The sequence below is a fragment of the Streptomyces sp. NPDC006283 genome, assembly GCF_040613325.1.
Classification (GTDB): Bacteria; Actinomycetota; Actinomycetes; order Streptomycetales; family Streptomycetaceae; genus Streptomyces.
Map to the genome: position 1 here is coordinate 15,035 of NZ_JBEXRZ010000009.1, position 16,928 is coordinate 31,962.

Consider the following 16,928-nt stretch of genomic DNA (forward strand, 5'->3'; position numbering starts at 1 on the left):
GCCCGGGCCGACCGGAGCGTCCCCGTTTCCGGCTGCCCCGGAAGTCCTGCCGATCTTGTGGGGCACTCCGCGGCACTTCGACACAGCGCGCCTCGTTACCATGCGTGGACGCAAGAGCCGGAGAACCATTAATGGCACCAGACGACGAGGGACGGACGGGCGCGTGGCCGAGGCGGCAGACTTCCAGGGGATGCGTACTTCTCCTGCGCGCCGGTGGCTGCGTCGCACAGCCTCCCTGCTCACCGGCGCCCCACTCGTGGCCGGGCTGCTGTGCGGTCCCGCAGCGCCCTCGGCGCAGGCTGCCCCGGCGGCGCACGCCGCTGAGGAGGCTTCCGGATCCCGGACCGTGGATGTGTCTCTCGACACGCTGACTCCGGAAGCACCCGGGAAGAAAGACACGATCACGGTCTCCGGGACGGTGGTCAACAAGGGCAAGCAGACGATCACCGACGCGCATGTCGATCTCCGAGTGGGGCCGCAGCAGCCCGGCCGGAGCGCCCTCGACCGGGCCGCGGAGCGAACCGGCTACCTGTACGGGGTCGACGCCCCGGCAATCGACGACAAGTTCAGCGTCAAGCTGCCGAAGCTCGCCACGGGCGTCAGCCACGACTTCACGCTCTCGGTGCCGGCCGACGAGCTCGATCTGGGCGTCGACGCCGGTGTCCGTCAGCTCGGGGTGTCCCTGACGGGGCGAACCGCCAACCAGCAGTGGGACCAGGTGCTGGGGATCGAGCGGACCTTCCTGCCCTGGCAGCCGGAGGAGGCGGAGAAGAAGACTCGCCTCACGTATCTATGGCCGCTCATCTCCTCGACCCACCTCACGTCCGAGACGGGTTCGGACGAGCAGCAGACGCCGGTCTTCGAGGACGAGGCCCTGGCCGCCGAGCTCGCCCCGGGCGGACGCCTCGACCAGATGGTGTCCCTCGGCAAGGAACTGCCCGTCACCTGGGTCATCGATCCGGACCTCCTGGCCACGGTCGACGCCATGAAGGGCGGCTATCGGGTCAAGAGCGGCGACTCCACGGTCGCCGGCAAGAACCAGGCCCTGGCCGAGCGATGGTTGAACTCGGTCGAGGCGGCGGTGCAGGGCCGCAAGGTCGTCGCGCTTCCCTTCGCGGATCCTGATCTCGCTTCGCTGGCCCACAAGGGCAAGTCCGTCTCCGGCTCGCTCAGCCATCTGCAGCCGGCGACGGAGGTGGCGGAGATCACGGTGGAGACGATTCTCCACGTGAAGCCGTCCGTCGACTTCGCCTGGCCGGTGGACGGCGCGATCGACTCCTCGATCGTCGACGTGGCCACCTCGGCCGGAGCGCATAAAGTGATCGCCCGGAGCGACAGCCTCCAGGACAACCTCTCCTACACGCCGACCGCGGCCCGTCCGATCGGCGGCGGCACGACGGCCGTCGTTGCCGACGCCCGGTTGTCCACCGCCTTCGAGGGCGACATGACCGACGCCGGCGAGTCCACGGCCGCGGTGCAGAAGTTCCTCGCCCAGACGCAGGCTCTGACACTTCAGGAGCCGGAGAAACAGCGGAGCATCGTCGTCGCCCCGCAGCGCAGGCCCACGATCGCCCAGGCGCAGTCCATGGCCCGCGCCCTGCGGGCCCTGGAGACCGAGCGCTGGACAGAGCCGCTGGATCTGGTGGCCGCGGCGGCGGCCAAGCCGGACGCCGAGGCCAATACGAAGGTGCCCGGCGCCTCCCAGTACCCGGCAGCGCTGCGCAAGCAGGAACTGCCGGTGCAGACCTTCGAGGACATCAGGACCACTCAGGGCACCCTCGACAAGTTCACGGTCATCCTCACGCTCGCCGACCGGGTCGAGACCCCCTTCGGCAGGGCGATCGACCGTGAGCTGTCGACATCGTGGCGCGGCAATCCGACGGCAGCGCAGCAGTACCGCACCGAGGTCCAGTCGTATCTGCAGAGCCTCACCGAAGAGGTCCAGCTGATCCAGAAGTCGGCCGTCACCCTGTCCGGACGCAGCGCGACCATTCCGGTCACGGTGCAGAACCAGCTGGTCCAAGGCGTCGACGACCTGGTGCTGCGGCTGAGGTCGAACAATCCCAACCGCCTCCGTCTCGATGGCGGCAAGGGCATGGCCGAGCAACCGATCAAGGTCGAGGGTGGCCACAGCCAGTCGGTGAAGTTTCCCGCCGCCGCCAACGCCAACGGTCAGGTCCAGATGACCGCGCAGCTCTACACGCAGGACGGCAAGCTCTACGGCCCGCCGATGGACTTCACGGTGAAGGTCTCCGAGATCACCCCGACCGTGATGCTCGTCCTCGCCGGCGGTGTGCTCCTGCTCGTCCTCGCAGGCGTCAGGATGTACACCCAGCGCAAGCGCGCAGCGGCGGCCGGGGTGGACGACGCGGTCGAGAACAGCTCGGAAGACACAGCGGAAAGCGCACCGCAAAACACAGAGGGTGACAGCGGCGACTCGGATCCAGAGCAGCCGAGTGACCTCGCCTCTGACACCGGACCCGAAAGCGACAACCCGTCCGGCGCTGGTGAGAAAGTGGACCGTTGAGCGATGTCGTGGCCGGTCGGCCGGGGACGATGAGGTGGGGTAGGCATGAACGCGCCGTATGACGGTGACCGCGGTCAGGGCGCGGGCGCAGACCCCGCAGGCTCCTATCCGCCACAGCAGCGCCCGTCCGACCCGTATGCGCAGGATCCCTACGTCCGGGACGCCTACGCCCCTGATCCCTTCCACGACCAGGACCTGGCGGCCCAGGACCCGGTGAACGAGGCACGCTACGACCGCTCCGCGCACCCCCCGCCGCCTCCGGGGACCGACCCCGAGCCGCGGCCGCTCTACCAGCAGCCCGCGGCACCGCAGTACGCCCCCGACCCCCGTGTCTGGGCCCAGACTCCCCCGCCCGAGCCCGACGGCCCGTCCCGGCGTCTCCCGTACGGCGACGACGCCAGGACCACGGAGTTCACCGGCGTCGACGACCTGATCACCCGGGCCGGCGAGCAGAAGCAGGAACCCGACGCCTTCGCCCACCTTTTCCGGGACCAGCAGTCCTCGACGCCCCCGGCTGCCCCCGAGCCGACACCGACGCCCGCGCCCGCCCCCAAGAAACCGGCAGGAAGAGCCACGAGTCTGCTGAAGTCCAGTGCCGTGATGGCGGCGGGGACCCTGGTCTCCCGCCTCACCGGTTTTGTACGCAGCCTGGTGATCACCGCTGCTCTCGGCGCCGCGCTTCTCGGTGACACCTTCACCGTCGCGTACACCCTGCCGACGATGATCTACATCCTGACCGTCGGCGGTGGACTCAACTCCGTCTTCGTCCCGCAGCTGGTTCGCGCGATGAAGAACGACGAGGACGGCGGCGAGGCCTACGCCAACCGGCTGCTCACCCTGGTGATGGTGGCCCTCGGCGCCATCGTCGCCATCGCCGTCTTCGCGGCGCCGTTGCTGATCCGGCTCATGTCGGACACGATCGCGAGCGACCAGGCGGCCAACAGCGTCGCCGTCACGTTCGCCCGCTACTGCCTGCCCACGATCTTCTTCATGGGCATCCACGTGGTGATGGGGCAGATCCTCAATGCCCGTGGCCGGTTCGGGGCGATGATGTGGACCCCGGTCCTGAACAACATCGTCATGATCACCACCTTCGGGCTCTTCATCTGGGTGTACGGCACTTCCGCCGAATCGCAGATGGGTGTGCAGACGATTCCGCCGGAGGGCGTGCGGCTGCTCGGCATCGGAACGCTGCTCGGGCTTGTCGTCCAGGCTCTGGCCATGATCCCGTACCTGCGCGAGGCCGGCTTCCGCTTCCGCCCCCGGTTCGACTGGAAGGGCCACGGACTCGGCAAGACCGTGAAGCTGGCCAAGTGGACCGTCCTCTTCGTCCTCGCGAACCAGGCGGGCGTGCTGGTCGTCACCCAGCTCGCGACGGCAGCGGGAGAGGCTTCCGGCCGGCAGGGTGCAGGTTTCATCGCCTACACCAACGCCCAGTTGATCTGGGGCATGCCACAGGCCATCATCACCGTCTCCGTCATGGCAGCGCTGCTGCCCCGGATCTCCCGCGCCGCCCACGACAACGACCCCGGCGCCGTACGCGACGACATCTCGCAGGGCCTTCGCAACTCGGCGGTCGCGATCGTGCCGGTCTCGTTCGCGTTCCTCGCGCTCGGTGTCCCGATGTCGACGCTGCTGTTCGCGTCCACGGGTCTCGAAGCGGCCCAGGGCATGGGCTTCATCCTGATGGCCTTCGGCCTCGGCCTGATCCCCTACTCGGTTCAGTACGTGGTGCTGCGCGGCTTCTACGCCTACGAGGACACCCGGACCCCCTTCTACAACACGGTCATCGTGGCCCTCGTCAACGCGGGTGCGTCCGCTCTGTGTTATCTGCTGCTTCCGGCCCAGTGGGCGGTCGTGGGCATGGGAGCCTCCTACGGGCTCGCCTACGCCGTGGGGGTCGGTGTCGCGTGGCGGAGGCTCAAGAACCGCCTGGGCGGCGATCTGGACGGCGCTCACGTCATGCGCACCTACGCCCGGCTCTCCATGGCCTCCGTACCCGCCGCGGTCGCCGGTGGCGCCGTGGCCTACGGCGTTCTCCAGGGCCTCGGCAGCGGTGCGGGCGGCTCGCTCGTGGCACTGGTGGCAGGCGGCGTCGTGCTGCTCGGTATCTTCTTCGTCGCCGCGAAGCGAATGCGTATCGCGGAGCTCAACGCCATGGTCGGCATGGTCCGCGGCCGACTCGGTCGCTAGTGCCGGCAGAAACGGCGCTCACGGAGATCGGCGGGCACGCCCCGCACAACCATCGTCGGACGCCGCGTGTCGTGCATAGCGTCGGACTGTGGGCACAATTGGCATGGCTGTTGGACATGGCGCAACGGATGGGGAGGCAGGAACGACGGTGGCGGAACGTAGCACGGCTGCCGTCGACGTGGCCGACAACGGCGGGGACGAACCGCTGACCGCGAAGGCGGGCGAGGCCACGACCGACGGGGCGGCGGAATCCGAGACGGCAGAATCCCGCACAGCGGACTCCCGGGGCACGGCTGACAAGGCCGCACCGGACACGGACAGCAAACGGCAGGGCGGCGAGCCGTCCTTCTCGACGCCCGAACTCCACAGTGGCCACAAGCTCGCCAGACGCTATCGACTCGAGGAGTGCGTCACCCGTCTGGACGGTTTCAGCAGTTGGCGTGCGGTCGACGAGAAACTGCGGCGCGCCGTCGGCGTGCACATCCTGCCCGCTGACCATCCGCGAGCACGGTCAGTGCTGTCGGCCGCCCGGTCGTCGGCGCTTCTCGGTGACCCGCGGTTCGTGCAAGTCCTGGACGCCGTCGAGGAGAACGACCTCGTCTATGTCGTGCACGAGTGGCTTCCGGACGCCGTCGAGCTGACGGCTCTCCTCGCCTCCGGCCCCTTCGAACCGCACGACGCCTACCAACTCGTCGACCAAATCTCGCAGGCGATGGCAGCCGCCCACAGAGAGGGTCTCGCCCACCTCCGGCTCACCCCCGGCGCAGTCCTGCGCACGTCTACAGGGCAGTACCGGATTCGCGGGCTGGCGGTGAACGCGGCCCTGCGCGGTATCTCCGTCGACGGCCCGCAGCGCACCGACACCGAGGCGATCGGTGCCCTCCTGTACGCGGCGCTCACCCAGCGCTGGCCGTACGAGAGCGACGCGTACGGCCTGTCCGGGCTGCCCAAGGGAGTCGGTCTGGTCGCTCCCGACCAGGTGCGGGCCGGTGTGCACCGAGGCCTGTCGGAGCTGGCCATGAGGGCGCTGGTCAACGACGGTGCCACCGCCTCGCGTCAGGAGCCGCCGTGTACGACGCCCGACGAACTGGCCAAGGCCGTCGCGGCGATGCCGCGCATCCGTCCGCCGGAGCCGGCCTTCACCGCCCCTCCCGAGTACCAGCGGACCACCTACCAGCAGGGCAGCTACGGCCGGCCCGCGCCGAGGCCGGGTGTGAACGTCACCCAGCCGACGCCGACGCCTCCGCCGCCCTTGCAGACCCGTACCGGCAAGGCGCTGAAGTGGGCCGTTTCGGCACTGCTCATCGCGGCCCTGGGGCTCGGCAGCTGGCAGGTGGCCGACAAGCTGCTGGACAACCGCAAGGGGAACAAGGAACCGAAGACCTCGGAGACCAGCACCACGAACGGCGGCGACGACAGCCCCAAGTCACCGGTGCCCCTCGCCGTTCGGGCCGCGCAGGAGTACGCACCGGACGGTTCGCCGCAGAACGCGAACAACGTCGGGGCCACCTACGACCGTGACAGCACCACGTACTGGCGGAGCAGGAGCTTCTACGACGGACCCGACTTGGTGCCGTCGGTGAAGCAGGGTGTGGGCATCGTCTACGACCTCGGTTCCGACAAGGACGTCTCCGGCGCGTCCATAGCGTTGCGCTACGGCGGAGACCACACCACCATCACCCTTTACGCCGTTGATTCGCTGTCGCCGTCCGGCCCGGTCGGCTCCATGAAGAAGATCGCAACAGGGCGGACCAGCGGATCGACCCTGAAGATGACCGCCGAGGAGCAGGCCAGGAGCCGGTACGTGCTCCTCTGGATGACCGCGATGCCCTACGCGCCCCAGGACAAGTTCAGCGACCCTGGCTACAAGCAGGGGATCACGGACGTCGCGTTCACCGGCTGACCCGAGGCAATGGGAGGGGGCTCACCGTTGGACGACGTGACACTCGGCGACGCCGGCGACCACGACCTGCTGGCACGCCATGTCGACGGGGACCCGGACGCCTTCGGTGAGCTCGTAAGGCGCCACCGCGACAGGCTGTGGGCCGTCGCCCTGCGCACGCTGGGGGACCGCGAGGAGGCCGCCGACGCCGTACAGGACGCTCTGGTGTCAGCCTTCCGGGCCGCCCATACGTTCCGGGGCCAGTCGGCTGTCACGACGTGGCTGCATCGCATCACCGTGAACGCCTGTCTGGACCGAGCGCGCAAGGCAGCGTCCCGCAAGACCTCGCCCGTCGACGACACGGAGCGGCTGGAGCAACTGCTGGAGCCGCAGGAATCGGCCGAGGCGCCCGCCGAGCGTCATGACCTCCACCGTGAGCTCCTGGCCGCTCTGGCGAAACTTCCCGTTGACCAACGCGCCGCCCTGGTGCTGGTCGACATGCAGGGGTATCCGGTCGCCGAGGCCGCAGACGTGCTGGGCGTGCCGACGGGGACAGTCAAAAGCCGCTGTGCCCGTGGCCGGGCCCGACTGCTGCCCATGCTCACCCATCTGCGTGGCGGAACCGGGAATGACAGCGACGTCGGCAGGGGAAGGAACCGGACGGCCGGGACATCCGTCCCACCGGCGTCGGGACCACGAGAGACAGGGCCGAGTGACCCTGCGGCAGTGAAGGGCGGAGGTGGGCGCGCGTGACATCCTCGACCGACAGGGCCGACACCACTCAGCACCCGGACGTCTCGGAGATCTCCGACCTCACCGAAGGAATCCTCCCGCCGTCCCGCACGGCTGAAGTACGGCGCCACCTCGACGGCTGCCCACTCTGCTCGGACGTCCACACGTCCCTGGAAGAGATCCGTGGGCTCCTGGGCACCCTGCCCGGCCCGCCGCGCATGCCCGCCGACATCGCCGGCCGTATCGACGCGGCTCTGGCTGCCGAAGCTCTCCTCGATGCCACCGCTCCCGACGAGGCAGCGCATGTTTCACGTGAAACAGCGCGCCCTCAGGCGGCAGAGACCGAAGCGCCGCCCGCCCGTCCAGCAGGACACCCCCGCGCCACAACCGGTCCCGGCCGCAGCCGCCCGGCACGACGCCGCCGTGCTGCGGTCCTGGGCGCCGTGTTCGGAGCCGCCGCGGTGGGCGTGAGCGTGATGTTCCTCCAGTCGCTGCCCGGTTCGGACAGTGACTCCTCGACCGCGAAGAAGGACGCGAGCGTCAACGCCACGGCGGGTGAGGGGGCCGAGTTCTCCGGAACGGCACTCGACAGCCGTGTGCACTCGCTGCTGGCCGCCGGACCGACTCAGGAGGCCGAGCCCAGGATCGAGCGGGCTCCCTCCGCCGACGGCCCCACAACGCTGTCCCCGAAGAACAGTCCGAGCGCTGCCGTGCCTCCTTGTATCCAGAAGGGGACCGGGCGCACCGACGGTCCGCTCGCCGTCGAGAAGGGTACGTACGACGGCGTCAGCGCCTACCTCGTGCTCATGGCCCACGCCAAGGACAGCACTCGGGTGCAGGCCTATGTCGTCGACGCGGCATGCGTGAACAACGCGGTCGACTCTGCCGGGAAGCTCCTGCTGTCGGAGACCTATCCACGCCCCTGAGATATCGCCGGTGCCGCTCCGGCTCCTCGGGAATGCGCGCCCCGTAGGATCCGTTGGGTGGGGTGAGAGTCCTGGAACCCGCCCCGTAGGCAGTTGGCAGTCTGCAGAGACGAGGAAGAAACCCGTGAGCGACGTCCGTAACGTGATCATTATCGGCTCCGGGCCCGCGGGCTATACAGCCGCGCTCTACACCGCGCGCGCATCGCTGCAGCCGCTGGTGTTCGAGGGAGCTGTCACCGCCGGCGGTGCCCTGATGAACACGACCGAGGTGGAGAACTTCCCCGGCTTCCGCGACGGCATCATGGGTCCCGACCTCATGGACAACATGCGGGCACAGGCTGAGCGCTTCGGCGCCGAACTCGTCCCGGACGACGTCGTGTCGGTCGACCTCACCGGCGACATCAAGACCGTCACCGACACCGCCGGGACCGTCCACCGCGCCAAGGCCGTGATCGTCACCACCGGCTCCCAGCACCGCAAGCTGGGCCTGCCGAACGAGGACGCGCTGTCCGGGCGCGGTGTTTCGTGGTGCGCGACCTGCGACGGCTTCTTCTTCAAGGACCAGGACATCGCCGTCGTGGGTGGTGGCGACACCGCGATGGAGGAGGCGACCTTCCTCTCCCGCTTCGCCAAGTCGGTCACAATCATCCACCGCCGGGACACCCTGCGCGCCTCCAAGGCCATGCAGGAGCGCGCCTTCGCCGACCCGAAGATTTCCTTCGCCTGGGACAGCGAGGTGGCCGAGATCCACGGCGAGCAGAAGCTCTCCGGCCTGTCCCTGAACAACACGAAGACATGCGTGAAGTCCCCGCTTGCGGTGACCGGTCTGTTCATCGCCGTGGGCCACGACCCCCGGACCGAGCTCTTCAAGGGCCAGCTCGAGCTGGACGCCGACGGCTACCTGAAGGTCGACGCGCCGTCGACGCGCACCAATCTCGCGGGCGTCTTCGCCGCGGGCGATGTCGTCGACCACACGTACCGACAGGCCATCACCGCCGCCGGCACCGGCTGCTCCGCGGCCCTGGATGCCGAGCGCTACCTCGCCGCTCTCGTGGACAGCGAGAAGACGGCCGAGCCGGAGAAGGCCCCCGTGGTCTGACCCCTTGATCTCCCATTCCCCTTACACCCCGCAAAAGAAGCAGGAGGCTGCCGTGGCCGGCGACCTGAAGAACGTGACCGACGACTCCTTCGAGGAGGATGTCCTCAAGAGCGACAAGCCCGTGCTGGTGGACTTCTGGGCCGCCTGGTGCGGTCCCTGCCGCCAGATCGCGCCGTCCCTCGAGGCCATTGCGGCCGAGCACGGCGACAAGATCCAGGTCGTGAAGCTCAACATCGACGAGAATCCCGCCACTGCGGCCAAGTACGGCGTCATGTCGATCCCGACGCTGAACGTCTACCAGAACGGTGAGGTCGCCAAGACCATCGTCGGCGCCAAGCCGAAGGCGGCCATCGTCCGCGATCTGGAGAGCTTCATCGGAGAGTAAGCACGACTCCGTTGTTTCACGTGAAACACGAGAATGGGCTCATCCCCTCGGGATGAGTCCATTCTCGTGTCCGGGTTCAGAGCGCTCGTGTCCGGGTTCAGAGCGGACGCAGCGCCGGCTCCTTCTGCACAGCACCCAGAAGCCGGTCCAGGGCAAGCTCCACGTCTTCCTTCCAGGAGAGAGTGGTGCGCAGCTCCAGCCGCAGCCGCGGGTGCGTCGGATGGGGGCGCACCGTCTTGAAGCCGACTGCCAGAAGATGGTCGGCCGGCAGGACACAGGCCGGTTCCTTCCACCGGGCGTCGCCGAAGGCTTCGATCGCCCGGAACCCCCTGCGCAGCAAATCCTTGGCGACTGTCTGCACGATGACGCGCCCCAGTCCCTGACCCTGATAGCCGGGCATGATCCAGGCGGTCATCAACTGCACCGCATCCGCTGACACGGGGCTCGTCGGAAAAGCCGTGGAGCGCGGCACGTAGGCGGGCGGCGCATACAGAACGAAGCCCACAGGGACCTCGTCGACATAGACGACGCGGCCGCACGACCCCCACTCGAGCAGCACGGCCGAGATCCATGCCTCCTTCTCGAGTTCGGGGGTTCCCGCCTTTACCGCAGCTTCGCCGCTGACCGGATCAAGTTCCCAGAAGACGCACGCACGACAGCGCTTGGGAAGATCCGAAAGGTTGTCCAGCGTGAGCGGTACGAGCCGACGCCCCATGAAGGCTGCTCCTCACTTCCCTCGTGTGCCGCGCTGCGCGCGGCTGCCAGCGCGCTCCTCTCGAGCAGCAGGCTGCTGACGAACCCGCCCACCGCCCCAAGTCCCAGGCCTGCCGTCACCAGTTGCCCGTGGCTCACCGATCGCATGGCCTACGCCCTCCCACTGAAGTGACTCAAGATGGATGCGTCATACCAGAACGCATCGTATCCACCCAGCCCCGGCACGGATACTGCACCAAGGCAAAGGGCGGGTGGCGTTCCATGGTCCGGAACGCCACCCGCCCTGTCGGCTGTGCCGAACGCTGACTCAGACGTCCTCGTCCTCGGCAGGCTCCTCGCCAAGTCCCTTCTCCAGGACTCGCCCTTCGCCGGGTGCAAGGGTGCCGAGGATGCGCTCGAGATCGTCTATCGATGCGAACTCGACGACGATCTTGCCCTTCTTCTGGCCGAGGTCGACCTTCACCCGTGTCTCGAACCGGTCCGACAGCCGAGAGGCCAGATCAGAGAGCGCAGGGGACATCCGAGCGCCGGCCCGCGGGCCCTTGGGCTTGGGTGTGCTCTTGGGGTTCGAGTTGAGCAGCGTCACGATCTCTTCGACTGCCCGCACCGACAGGCCTTCGGCGACGATCCGGTGGGCCAGCCGGTCCTGCTCGTCGGAGTCGTCCACCGAGAGCAGGGCTCGCGCATGGCCAGCCGAGAGCACTCCCGCCGCGACCCGGCGCTGGACGGGCGGGGAGAGCCTCAGCAGCCGCAGCGTGTTGGACACCTGCGGGCGTGACCGCCCGATGCGGTCGGCCAGCTGGTCGTGCGTGCAGTTGAAGTCCTTGAGCAGCTGGTCGTAGGCAGCTGCCTCCTCCAACGGGTTCAGTTGGGCGCGGTGCAGGTTCTCCAGCAGTGCGTCCAGCAGAAGCTTCTCGTCGTCGGTGTCCCGGACGATCGCGGGGATCCGCTCGAGCCCGGCTTCCCGGCAGGCCCGCCAGCGACGCTCACCCATGATGAGCTCATAGCGGTCCGGCCCCAACTGGCGCACGACAACCGGCTGGAGAAGCCCCACTTCCTGGATGGAGGTGACCAGCTCTGCGAGAGCGTCCTCGTCGAACACCTCACGTGGCTGGCGCGGGTTGGGGGTGATCGAGTCGAGCAGCACCTCGGCGAAGTGCGCTCCTGCCGGCTCGCTGGGCTGCGCCGAAGCGGGCTCTTCCGACAGGTGAGCGGTCGACTCCGGTGCCACCGTCGCGGTGGGCAGTGTGGCGACCTTGGCTGCCGCCACCCCCCGGTCCGAAGTCAGCACCGGAGGCACGCCGGAAGACGGCGAAGCCCCCGGGGAAGGTACCTGCTTCTCCTGTGGAGCGGCAGGAATCAGCGCACCGAGCCCACGCCCCAATCCTCTTCGTCGCTCGCTCACTGGATCCCCTCCGAGATGTTCTGCTGATCGTTCTGACCCACCTGGGCATGCTGCGGGTCGTAGCGGACTCCCACCCCGCGCAGCGCGATCTCGCGGGCAGCCTCGAGATACGACAGGGAGCCGCTGGAACCTGGATCGTAAGTCAGAACCGTCTGCCCGTAGCTCGGCGCCTCCGAGATCCGCACGGAGCGCGGGATGCTCGTCCGCAGAACCTCCTCGCCGAAGTGGCTGCGCACCTCGTCGGCGACCTGCGATGCCAGCCTCGTCCTGCCGTCGTACATGGTGAGCAGGATGGTCGACACGTGGAGCGTCGGATTGAGGTGGCCTCGCACCAGATCCACGTTGCGCAGCAGCTGACCGAGGCCCTCCAGGGCGTAGTACTCACACTGGATGGGAATCAGCACCTCGGCACCGGCCACCAGCGCGTTGACCGTCAGCAGCCCCAGCGACGGGGGACAGTCGATGAGGATGTAGTCCAGCGGTTGCTCGTAGGCTTGGATCGCGCGCTGCAGTCTGCTCTCCCGCGCCACCAGCGACACCAGCTCGATCTCCGCACCGGCGAGATCGATGGTGGCGGGGGCGCAGAAGAGTCCTTCGACGTCGGGGACCGGCTGGACCACCTCGGCGAGGGGCTTGCTGTCCACCAGGACGTCATAGATCGAGGGAACTTCCGCATGATGGTCGATCCCCAGGGCCGTCGAGGCGTTGCCCTGTGGATCGAGGTCGATCACCAGGACACGTGCGCCGTGCAGCGCAAGAGAAGCGGCCAGGTTGACCGTAGTGGTGGTCTTCCCGACGCCGCCCTTCTGGTTGGCGACGACCATGATGCGTGTCTGCTCAGGTCGGGGCAGACCCTCACCGGCACGCCCCAGCGCCTCCACAGCCAGCTGAGCAGCACGGCCAATGGGGGTGTCATCCAGGGGGGGCGGTGTTTCACGTGAAACATCCTCCCCCGCGGACTCGGTACGGGGACCGGGGACCGGATCGGTCATCGGTCCCGCGATGTTGGCGTCGGACCGCAAGGATTCACTCTCCTCGACATCAGGCTCGCAATGCACAGAGCCTGCCATGCTTTCGGGGTCGTGAACCAGCGAGGCCCGTGGTTCTGTGGAGGAATCCACCTCTGTGGACACATCCGTAACCCGCAAGAGGGGCTTGCGGCCCTTCATCGGGGCGGCCGCACGGCCACGGCTGATGATTCCCTGCAGCAGTGAGCGACGTTTCACGTGAAACACGATGCACAAGCGGCAGGACTACACCGGGACGACACTCCGAAATACGGACGTATGGCTACGTGTATGGCTCAGCGGCGACGACGGGTGCGGCTGGTACGAGCAGCTTTGGCCTTCTTTGCGGCGAACCTCACACCGCCCGGGCTCTCACCGACCTCGACGCGCACCACGGTGGACAGCGGATCGACAAGACCCTCACCGACATGAAGAACCGTGGTCCGCACCACGCCCAGCTTGCTCAGCGCGGCCCTGGCTCCCTGGATCTCGTCCTCCGCGGTGTCGCCCTTGAGCGCCAGCATTTCGCCGTACGGGCGCAGCAGGGGAACGCCCCAGCCGGCGAGCCGGTCCAGCGGAGCCACCGCTCGCGCGGTCACCACGTGGACCGGGGGCACCTTGCCGAGAACCTCCTCGGCCCGTCCGCGCACCACGGTCACATGATCGAGGCCGAGCAGCTCCACCACTTCCTGCAGGAAGTTCGTCCGGCGGAGCAGTGGCTCCAGCAACGTGATCTTCAGGTCCGGGCGGACCAGCGCCAGCGGAATGCCCGGGAGGCCGGCTCCTGAGCCGACATCGCAGACCGTCACTCCCTCCGGCACGACTTCCGAGAGCACGGCACAGTTCAGCAGGTGCCTCTCCCACAGGCGCGGCACTTCGCGAGGCCCGATGAGCCCTCGCTTCACCCCGGCGTCCGCAAGCAGCTCCGCATAGCGCACAGCCTCCGGAAAGTACTCTCCGAACACTGTCCGGGCCGCCTCGGGCGCCTGGGGAAGCTGTGCTGCCTCCGTCACGGGGACCGTCCTTCCGTACCTCACTGGCCGCAGTGTGGACTGTGGTGGCTGACTATCAGGCTGACAAAGATCGGCCCCGCCTGCGAACAGACGGGGCCGACGGAACAAGGGGGTCAGGCAGGGAGTACGACGACGAAGCGCTGCGGCTCCTCGCCCTCGGACTCGCTGCGCAGGCCCGCGGCCGCGACGGCGTCATGCACGACCTTGCGCTCGAAGGGCGTCATCGGGTCGAGCTTGACCGGCTCCCCGGTGCTCTTCACCTCAGCGGCAGCCTTGGCACCCAGCTCGGCCAGTTCCGTGCGCTTCTTGGCGCGGAAACCCGCGATGTCGAGCATCAGCCGGCTGCGCTCCCCGGTCTCCCGGAGCACTGCCAGGCGCGTCAGCTCCTGCAGCGCCTCGAGAACCTCGCCGTCCCGGCCCACGAGCTTCTGCAGATCGCGGCTGCCGGTGTCGCTGATGATCGAGACCGCGGCCCGGTCCGCTTCGACGTCCATGTCGATGTCACCGTCGAGGTCGGCGATGTCCAGCAGGCCCTCGAGGTAATCAGCCGCGATCTCCCCTTCCTGCTCGAGGCGGGTCAGGGTGTCGCCAACCTCGCCGGCGGCGGAGATGGTGCCTTCCGTCACGGATGGACTCCTTTTTTACTTCTTGGACGACGGGTGCTTGGGCCGCTGCGGACCCTTGCGCTGTCCCGCCTTGGGCTGGCGTGCGGAACCGGTGGCCTTGCCACCGCCCGCGTTCGGCTTGGCGTCCGCCGCGGACGAGCTGGCCCTGGAGCGGCCTTCCGCGGGCCGGTCCTTCTGAAGGGAGGTCTTCGCCACGGTGCCGGCAGCGTCAGGGCTCTTGGTCGCACCGGGCTGGGTAGCGGCCTGACGCTTCGCCTTCGTCTGACGCTTGGGCTGCTGACGCCTCTGCGAGCCGCCCTCCGCCTCGGCCATGGCGGTGTCGCTCTTGGCCACCGTGCCGTCCGCCTGAGCGGCCAGGCCGGCCTTGGCCAGACCCGTGATGAAGCGACGCTCGTTGTCGTTGCGGTCCGAGCCCTTGGCCACGATCGCCTGGACGACGTTGCGCTTGCGCCGCGAACGGACTTCGCCGTGAGCAGTGACGCTCTTGAGCAGTCGCTGCAGGTAGTGGTCCTGGGCCTTGCTGCCCGGGGTCGGGTTCTGGTTGATCACGTACATCTGCTGGCCCATGGTCCACACGTTGGTGGTCAGCCAGTAGACGAGAACACCGACGGGGAAGTTGATGCCCATGACGGCGAAGATCACCGGGAAGATGTACATCAGCATCTTCTGCTGCTGCATGTACGGCGTCTTGACCGTGAGGTCGACGTTCTTCTGCATCAGCTGGCGCTGGGTGTAGAACTGCGACGCCGACATCAGGATGATCATGACCGCGGTGACGATGCGGACGTCCGTCAGCGAGGCGTTGAGCGCCTCGACCTTCTCGGGGGAGTCCATGAACTTCGCGGCGATCGGGGCGCCGAAGATGTGGGCCTCACGAGCGCTGTCGACCAGGTTCTGGTTGAGGACGCCGATCGTGTCACCGGAGGCGATCTTGCTGAGCACGTGGTACAGCGCGAAGAAGAACGGCGACTGGGCCAGGATGGGAAGGCACGAGGAGAGCGGGTTGGTACCCGTCTCCTTGTACAGCTTCATCATCTCTTCGGACTGGCGCTGCTTGTCGTTCTTGTAGCGCTCCTGAATCGCCTTCATCTTCGGCTGGAGCGCCTGCATGTTCCGGGTCGACTTGATCTGCTTCACGAAGAGCGGGATCAGACAGATCCGGATGAGGATCACCAGAGACACGATGGACAGTCCCCAGGCCCATCCCGTGTCCGGGCCGAAGATCGCCCCGTAGAGGCTGTGGAACTGGACGATGATCCACGAGACAGGTGTGGTGATAAAGCTGAAGAGACTGGCAATCGTGTCCACTAATCAGGCTCCTTGAGCATTGGGCGAGGTCTCTGCGGCCGGGCCGTGGGGTGCGGAGGCAGCCCCCGTGGCTGGTACATCAGCGGCGGAGTTCCCGCCCTTGGTGCGGCCGCTCAAGGCGTCCCGCAGCATTTGGTGCCACCGGGGGCGCTTGCGCGGAGGCACATGGTCCACACCACCCGGCGACCACGGATTGCACCGAAGAATGCGCCAGGCGGTCAGAGCCGTGCCCTTGACCGCACCGTGCCGGTCGATGGCTGTGTATCCGTAGTGCGAACACGACGGGTAGTACCTGCAGACAGGCCCCAGCAGCGGGCTGATCGTCCACTGATAGATCTTGATGAGAGCCAGCAGCGGGTACTTCATCGCGCGCCCCCTCCCAGCAACCGCTGAAGAGCGGCGTCCAGGTCTCGGGCCAGCTGATCGTGTTCGGCGTCGCCCGCACCGGGCAGCGCCCGTACGACCACCAGGCTACCGGGGGGCAGCTCGGAGAGCCGATCGCGCATGAGGTGGCGCAGTCTCCGCTTGACCTTGTTGCGGACAACGGCACCGCCCACAGCCTTGCTCACGACGAAACCCGCACACGTCGGGGAGGTGCTCTCCCCCGGCGCGTGCGGGTCCGTTGTACCGCTGCGTAGGTGGACGACGAGAAGCGGGCGGCCCGCCCTGCGTCCTCGGCGTACCGCGGTCGCGAAGTCCTCGCGCCGCCTCAGCCGATTCTCGGTAGGCAGCACGTCATGACCGACCTGTACGCGATCAGGCGGACAGGTTGGCGCGGCCCTTGCCACGGCGGTTCGCGAGAATCGCGCGGCCGGCACGGGTGCGCATCCGCAGGCGGAAGCCGTGGGTCTTGGCGCGACGACGGTTGTTCGGCTGGAAGGTGCGCTTGCTCACTCGGGGGCTCCAGAAATGATTCGTTGGTGGCGGGACATCGCCTGGCTGTCACCGTGCGCCCACGAGTAGCTCGCGTTTACGCCCGAGTGCACACCGCTTCACGATCACAGACCGTGATCTTTGCCCATCGGAGGCAGGCGGCAGCAGCCATCGACAACTCGACCTGGTTACGGTACGCGCGGCTACGCCATCCGGTCAAACCAACCCTGCGCCGTGG

General features: G+C 67.9%; 16 protein-coding genes. 7 read left to right on the plus strand and 9 right to left on the minus strand.

Translation table 11 applies throughout. The features are described from left to right. The first annotated feature begins 163 nt into the window (after positions 1-163). The 7 genes from ABZ070_RS03705 to trxA all read left to right on the plus strand — a co-directional run bounded on the left by ABZ070_RS03705 (position 164) and on the right by trxA (position 9,744). Positions 164-2,527: a DUF6049 family protein gene (locus ABZ070_RS03705; protein WP_356629524.1), complete on the plus strand. Its 2,364-nt coding sequence runs from the start codon at positions 164-166 to the stop codon at positions 2,525-2,527. A gap of 45 nt (positions 2,528-2,572) precedes the next feature. Further along, positions 2,573-4,720, plus strand: a complete 2,148-nt coding sequence (murJ, locus tag ABZ070_RS03710; RefSeq protein ID WP_356629526.1) for a murein biosynthesis integral membrane protein MurJ — start codon at positions 2,573-2,575, stop codon at positions 4,718-4,720. 148 nt (positions 4,721-4,868) lie between these two features. Further along, complete coding sequence (locus ABZ070_RS03715) at positions 4,869-6,623, plus strand: protein kinase family protein (RefSeq protein WP_356629528.1); 1,755 nt, start codon at positions 4,869-4,871, stop codon at positions 6,621-6,623. 27 nt (positions 6,624-6,650) lie between these two features. Beyond that, positions 6,651-7,355: an RNA polymerase sigma factor SigM gene (sigM, locus tag ABZ070_RS03720; RefSeq protein ID WP_356629530.1), complete on the plus strand. Its 705-nt coding sequence runs from the start codon at positions 6,651-6,653 to the stop codon at positions 7,353-7,355. Beyond that, positions 7,352-8,260, plus strand: a complete 909-nt coding sequence (locus ABZ070_RS03725; RefSeq protein ID WP_356629532.1) for a zf-HC2 domain-containing protein — start codon at positions 7,352-7,354, stop codon at positions 8,258-8,260. Before sigM ends, ABZ070_RS03725 begins: the two co-directional genes overlap by 4 nt. A 124-nt stretch (positions 8,261-8,384) precedes the next feature. Continuing rightward, complete coding sequence (gene trxB, locus ABZ070_RS03730; RefSeq protein WP_356629534.1) at positions 8,385-9,359, plus strand: thioredoxin-disulfide reductase; 975 nt, start codon at positions 8,385-8,387, stop codon at positions 9,357-9,359. Between the two features lie 52 nt (positions 9,360-9,411). After that, positions 9,412-9,744: a thioredoxin gene (trxA, locus tag ABZ070_RS03735; RefSeq protein ID WP_307714557.1), complete on the plus strand. Its 333-nt coding sequence runs from the start codon at positions 9,412-9,414 to the stop codon at positions 9,742-9,744. A 97-nt stretch (positions 9,745-9,841) separates the two neighbouring features. Here trxA and ABZ070_RS03740 read toward each other — a convergent pair whose 3' ends face one another. The 9 genes from ABZ070_RS03740 to rpmH form a co-directional block, all read right to left on the minus strand. Continuing rightward, positions 9,842-10,459: a GNAT family N-acetyltransferase gene (locus tag ABZ070_RS03740; protein WP_356629535.1), complete on the minus strand. Its 618-nt coding sequence runs from the start codon at positions 10,457-10,459 to the stop codon at positions 9,842-9,844. Positions 10,460-10,765: 306 nt separating this feature from the next. Further along, entirely contained in the window at positions 10,766-11,863 is a 1,098-nt protein-coding gene (locus ABZ070_RS03745; protein ID WP_356629537.1) for a ParB/RepB/Spo0J family partition protein, read from the minus strand. Beyond that, on the minus strand, positions 11,860-12,933 hold the full coding sequence (locus ABZ070_RS03750) for a ParA family protein (protein WP_356629621.1): 1,074 nt from the start codon (positions 12,931-12,933) through the stop codon (positions 11,860-11,862). Before ABZ070_RS03750 ends, ABZ070_RS03745 begins: the two co-directional genes overlap by 4 nt. A 233-nt stretch (positions 12,934-13,166) precedes the next feature. Then, a complete protein-coding gene (rsmG, locus tag ABZ070_RS03755) occupies positions 13,167-13,883 on the minus strand; it encodes a 16S rRNA (guanine(527)-N(7))-methyltransferase RsmG (protein ID WP_356629539.1) in 717 nt (238 codons plus the stop codon). Positions 13,884-13,996: 113 nt separating this feature from the next. Next, complete coding sequence (locus tag ABZ070_RS03760) at positions 13,997-14,509, minus strand: R3H domain-containing nucleic acid-binding protein (protein ID WP_356629541.1); 513 nt, start codon at positions 14,507-14,509, stop codon at positions 13,997-13,999. A 15-nt stretch (positions 14,510-14,524) separates the two neighbouring features. Beyond that, complete coding sequence (yidC, locus tag ABZ070_RS03765; RefSeq protein ID WP_356629543.1) at positions 14,525-15,817, minus strand: membrane protein insertase YidC; 1,293 nt, start codon at positions 15,815-15,817, stop codon at positions 14,525-14,527. Between the two features lie 3 nt (positions 15,818-15,820). Continuing rightward, the gene (gene yidD, locus ABZ070_RS03770; RefSeq protein WP_356629544.1) at positions 15,821-16,183 is read right to left on the minus strand and encodes a membrane protein insertion efficiency factor YidD; all 363 of its coding nucleotides are present in this window, start codon (positions 16,181-16,183) and stop codon (positions 15,821-15,823) included. After that, complete coding sequence (gene rnpA, locus ABZ070_RS03775; RefSeq protein ID WP_356629546.1) at positions 16,180-16,551, minus strand: ribonuclease P protein component; 372 nt, start codon at positions 16,549-16,551, stop codon at positions 16,180-16,182. The genes yidD and rnpA overlap by 4 nt, the downstream gene beginning before the upstream one ends. 22 nt (positions 16,552-16,573) lie before the next feature. Next, positions 16,574-16,711: a 50S ribosomal protein L34 gene (rpmH, locus tag ABZ070_RS03780; protein ID WP_014047156.1), complete on the minus strand. Its 138-nt coding sequence runs from the start codon at positions 16,709-16,711 to the stop codon at positions 16,574-16,576. Between the last annotated feature and the right edge of the window lie 217 nt (positions 16,712-16,928).

Bases quoted from the DNA above. Each gene is read 5' to 3' on its own strand.
- murJ (WP_356629526.1), top strand. From the start codon at position 2,573: ATGAACGCGCCGTATGACGGTGACCGCGGTCAGGGCGCGGGCGCAGAC.
- ABZ070_RS03740 (WP_356629535.1), bottom strand. From the start codon at position 10,459: ATGGGGCGTCGGCTCGTACCGCTCACGCTGGACAACCTTTCGGATCTT.
- ABZ070_RS03750 (WP_356629621.1), bottom strand. From the start codon at position 12,933: ATGGCAGGCTCTGTGCATTGCGAGCCTGATGTCGAGGAGAGTGAATCC.
- yidD (WP_356629544.1), bottom strand. From the start codon at position 16,183: ATGAAGTACCCGCTGCTGGCTCTCATCAAGATCTATCAGTGGACGATC.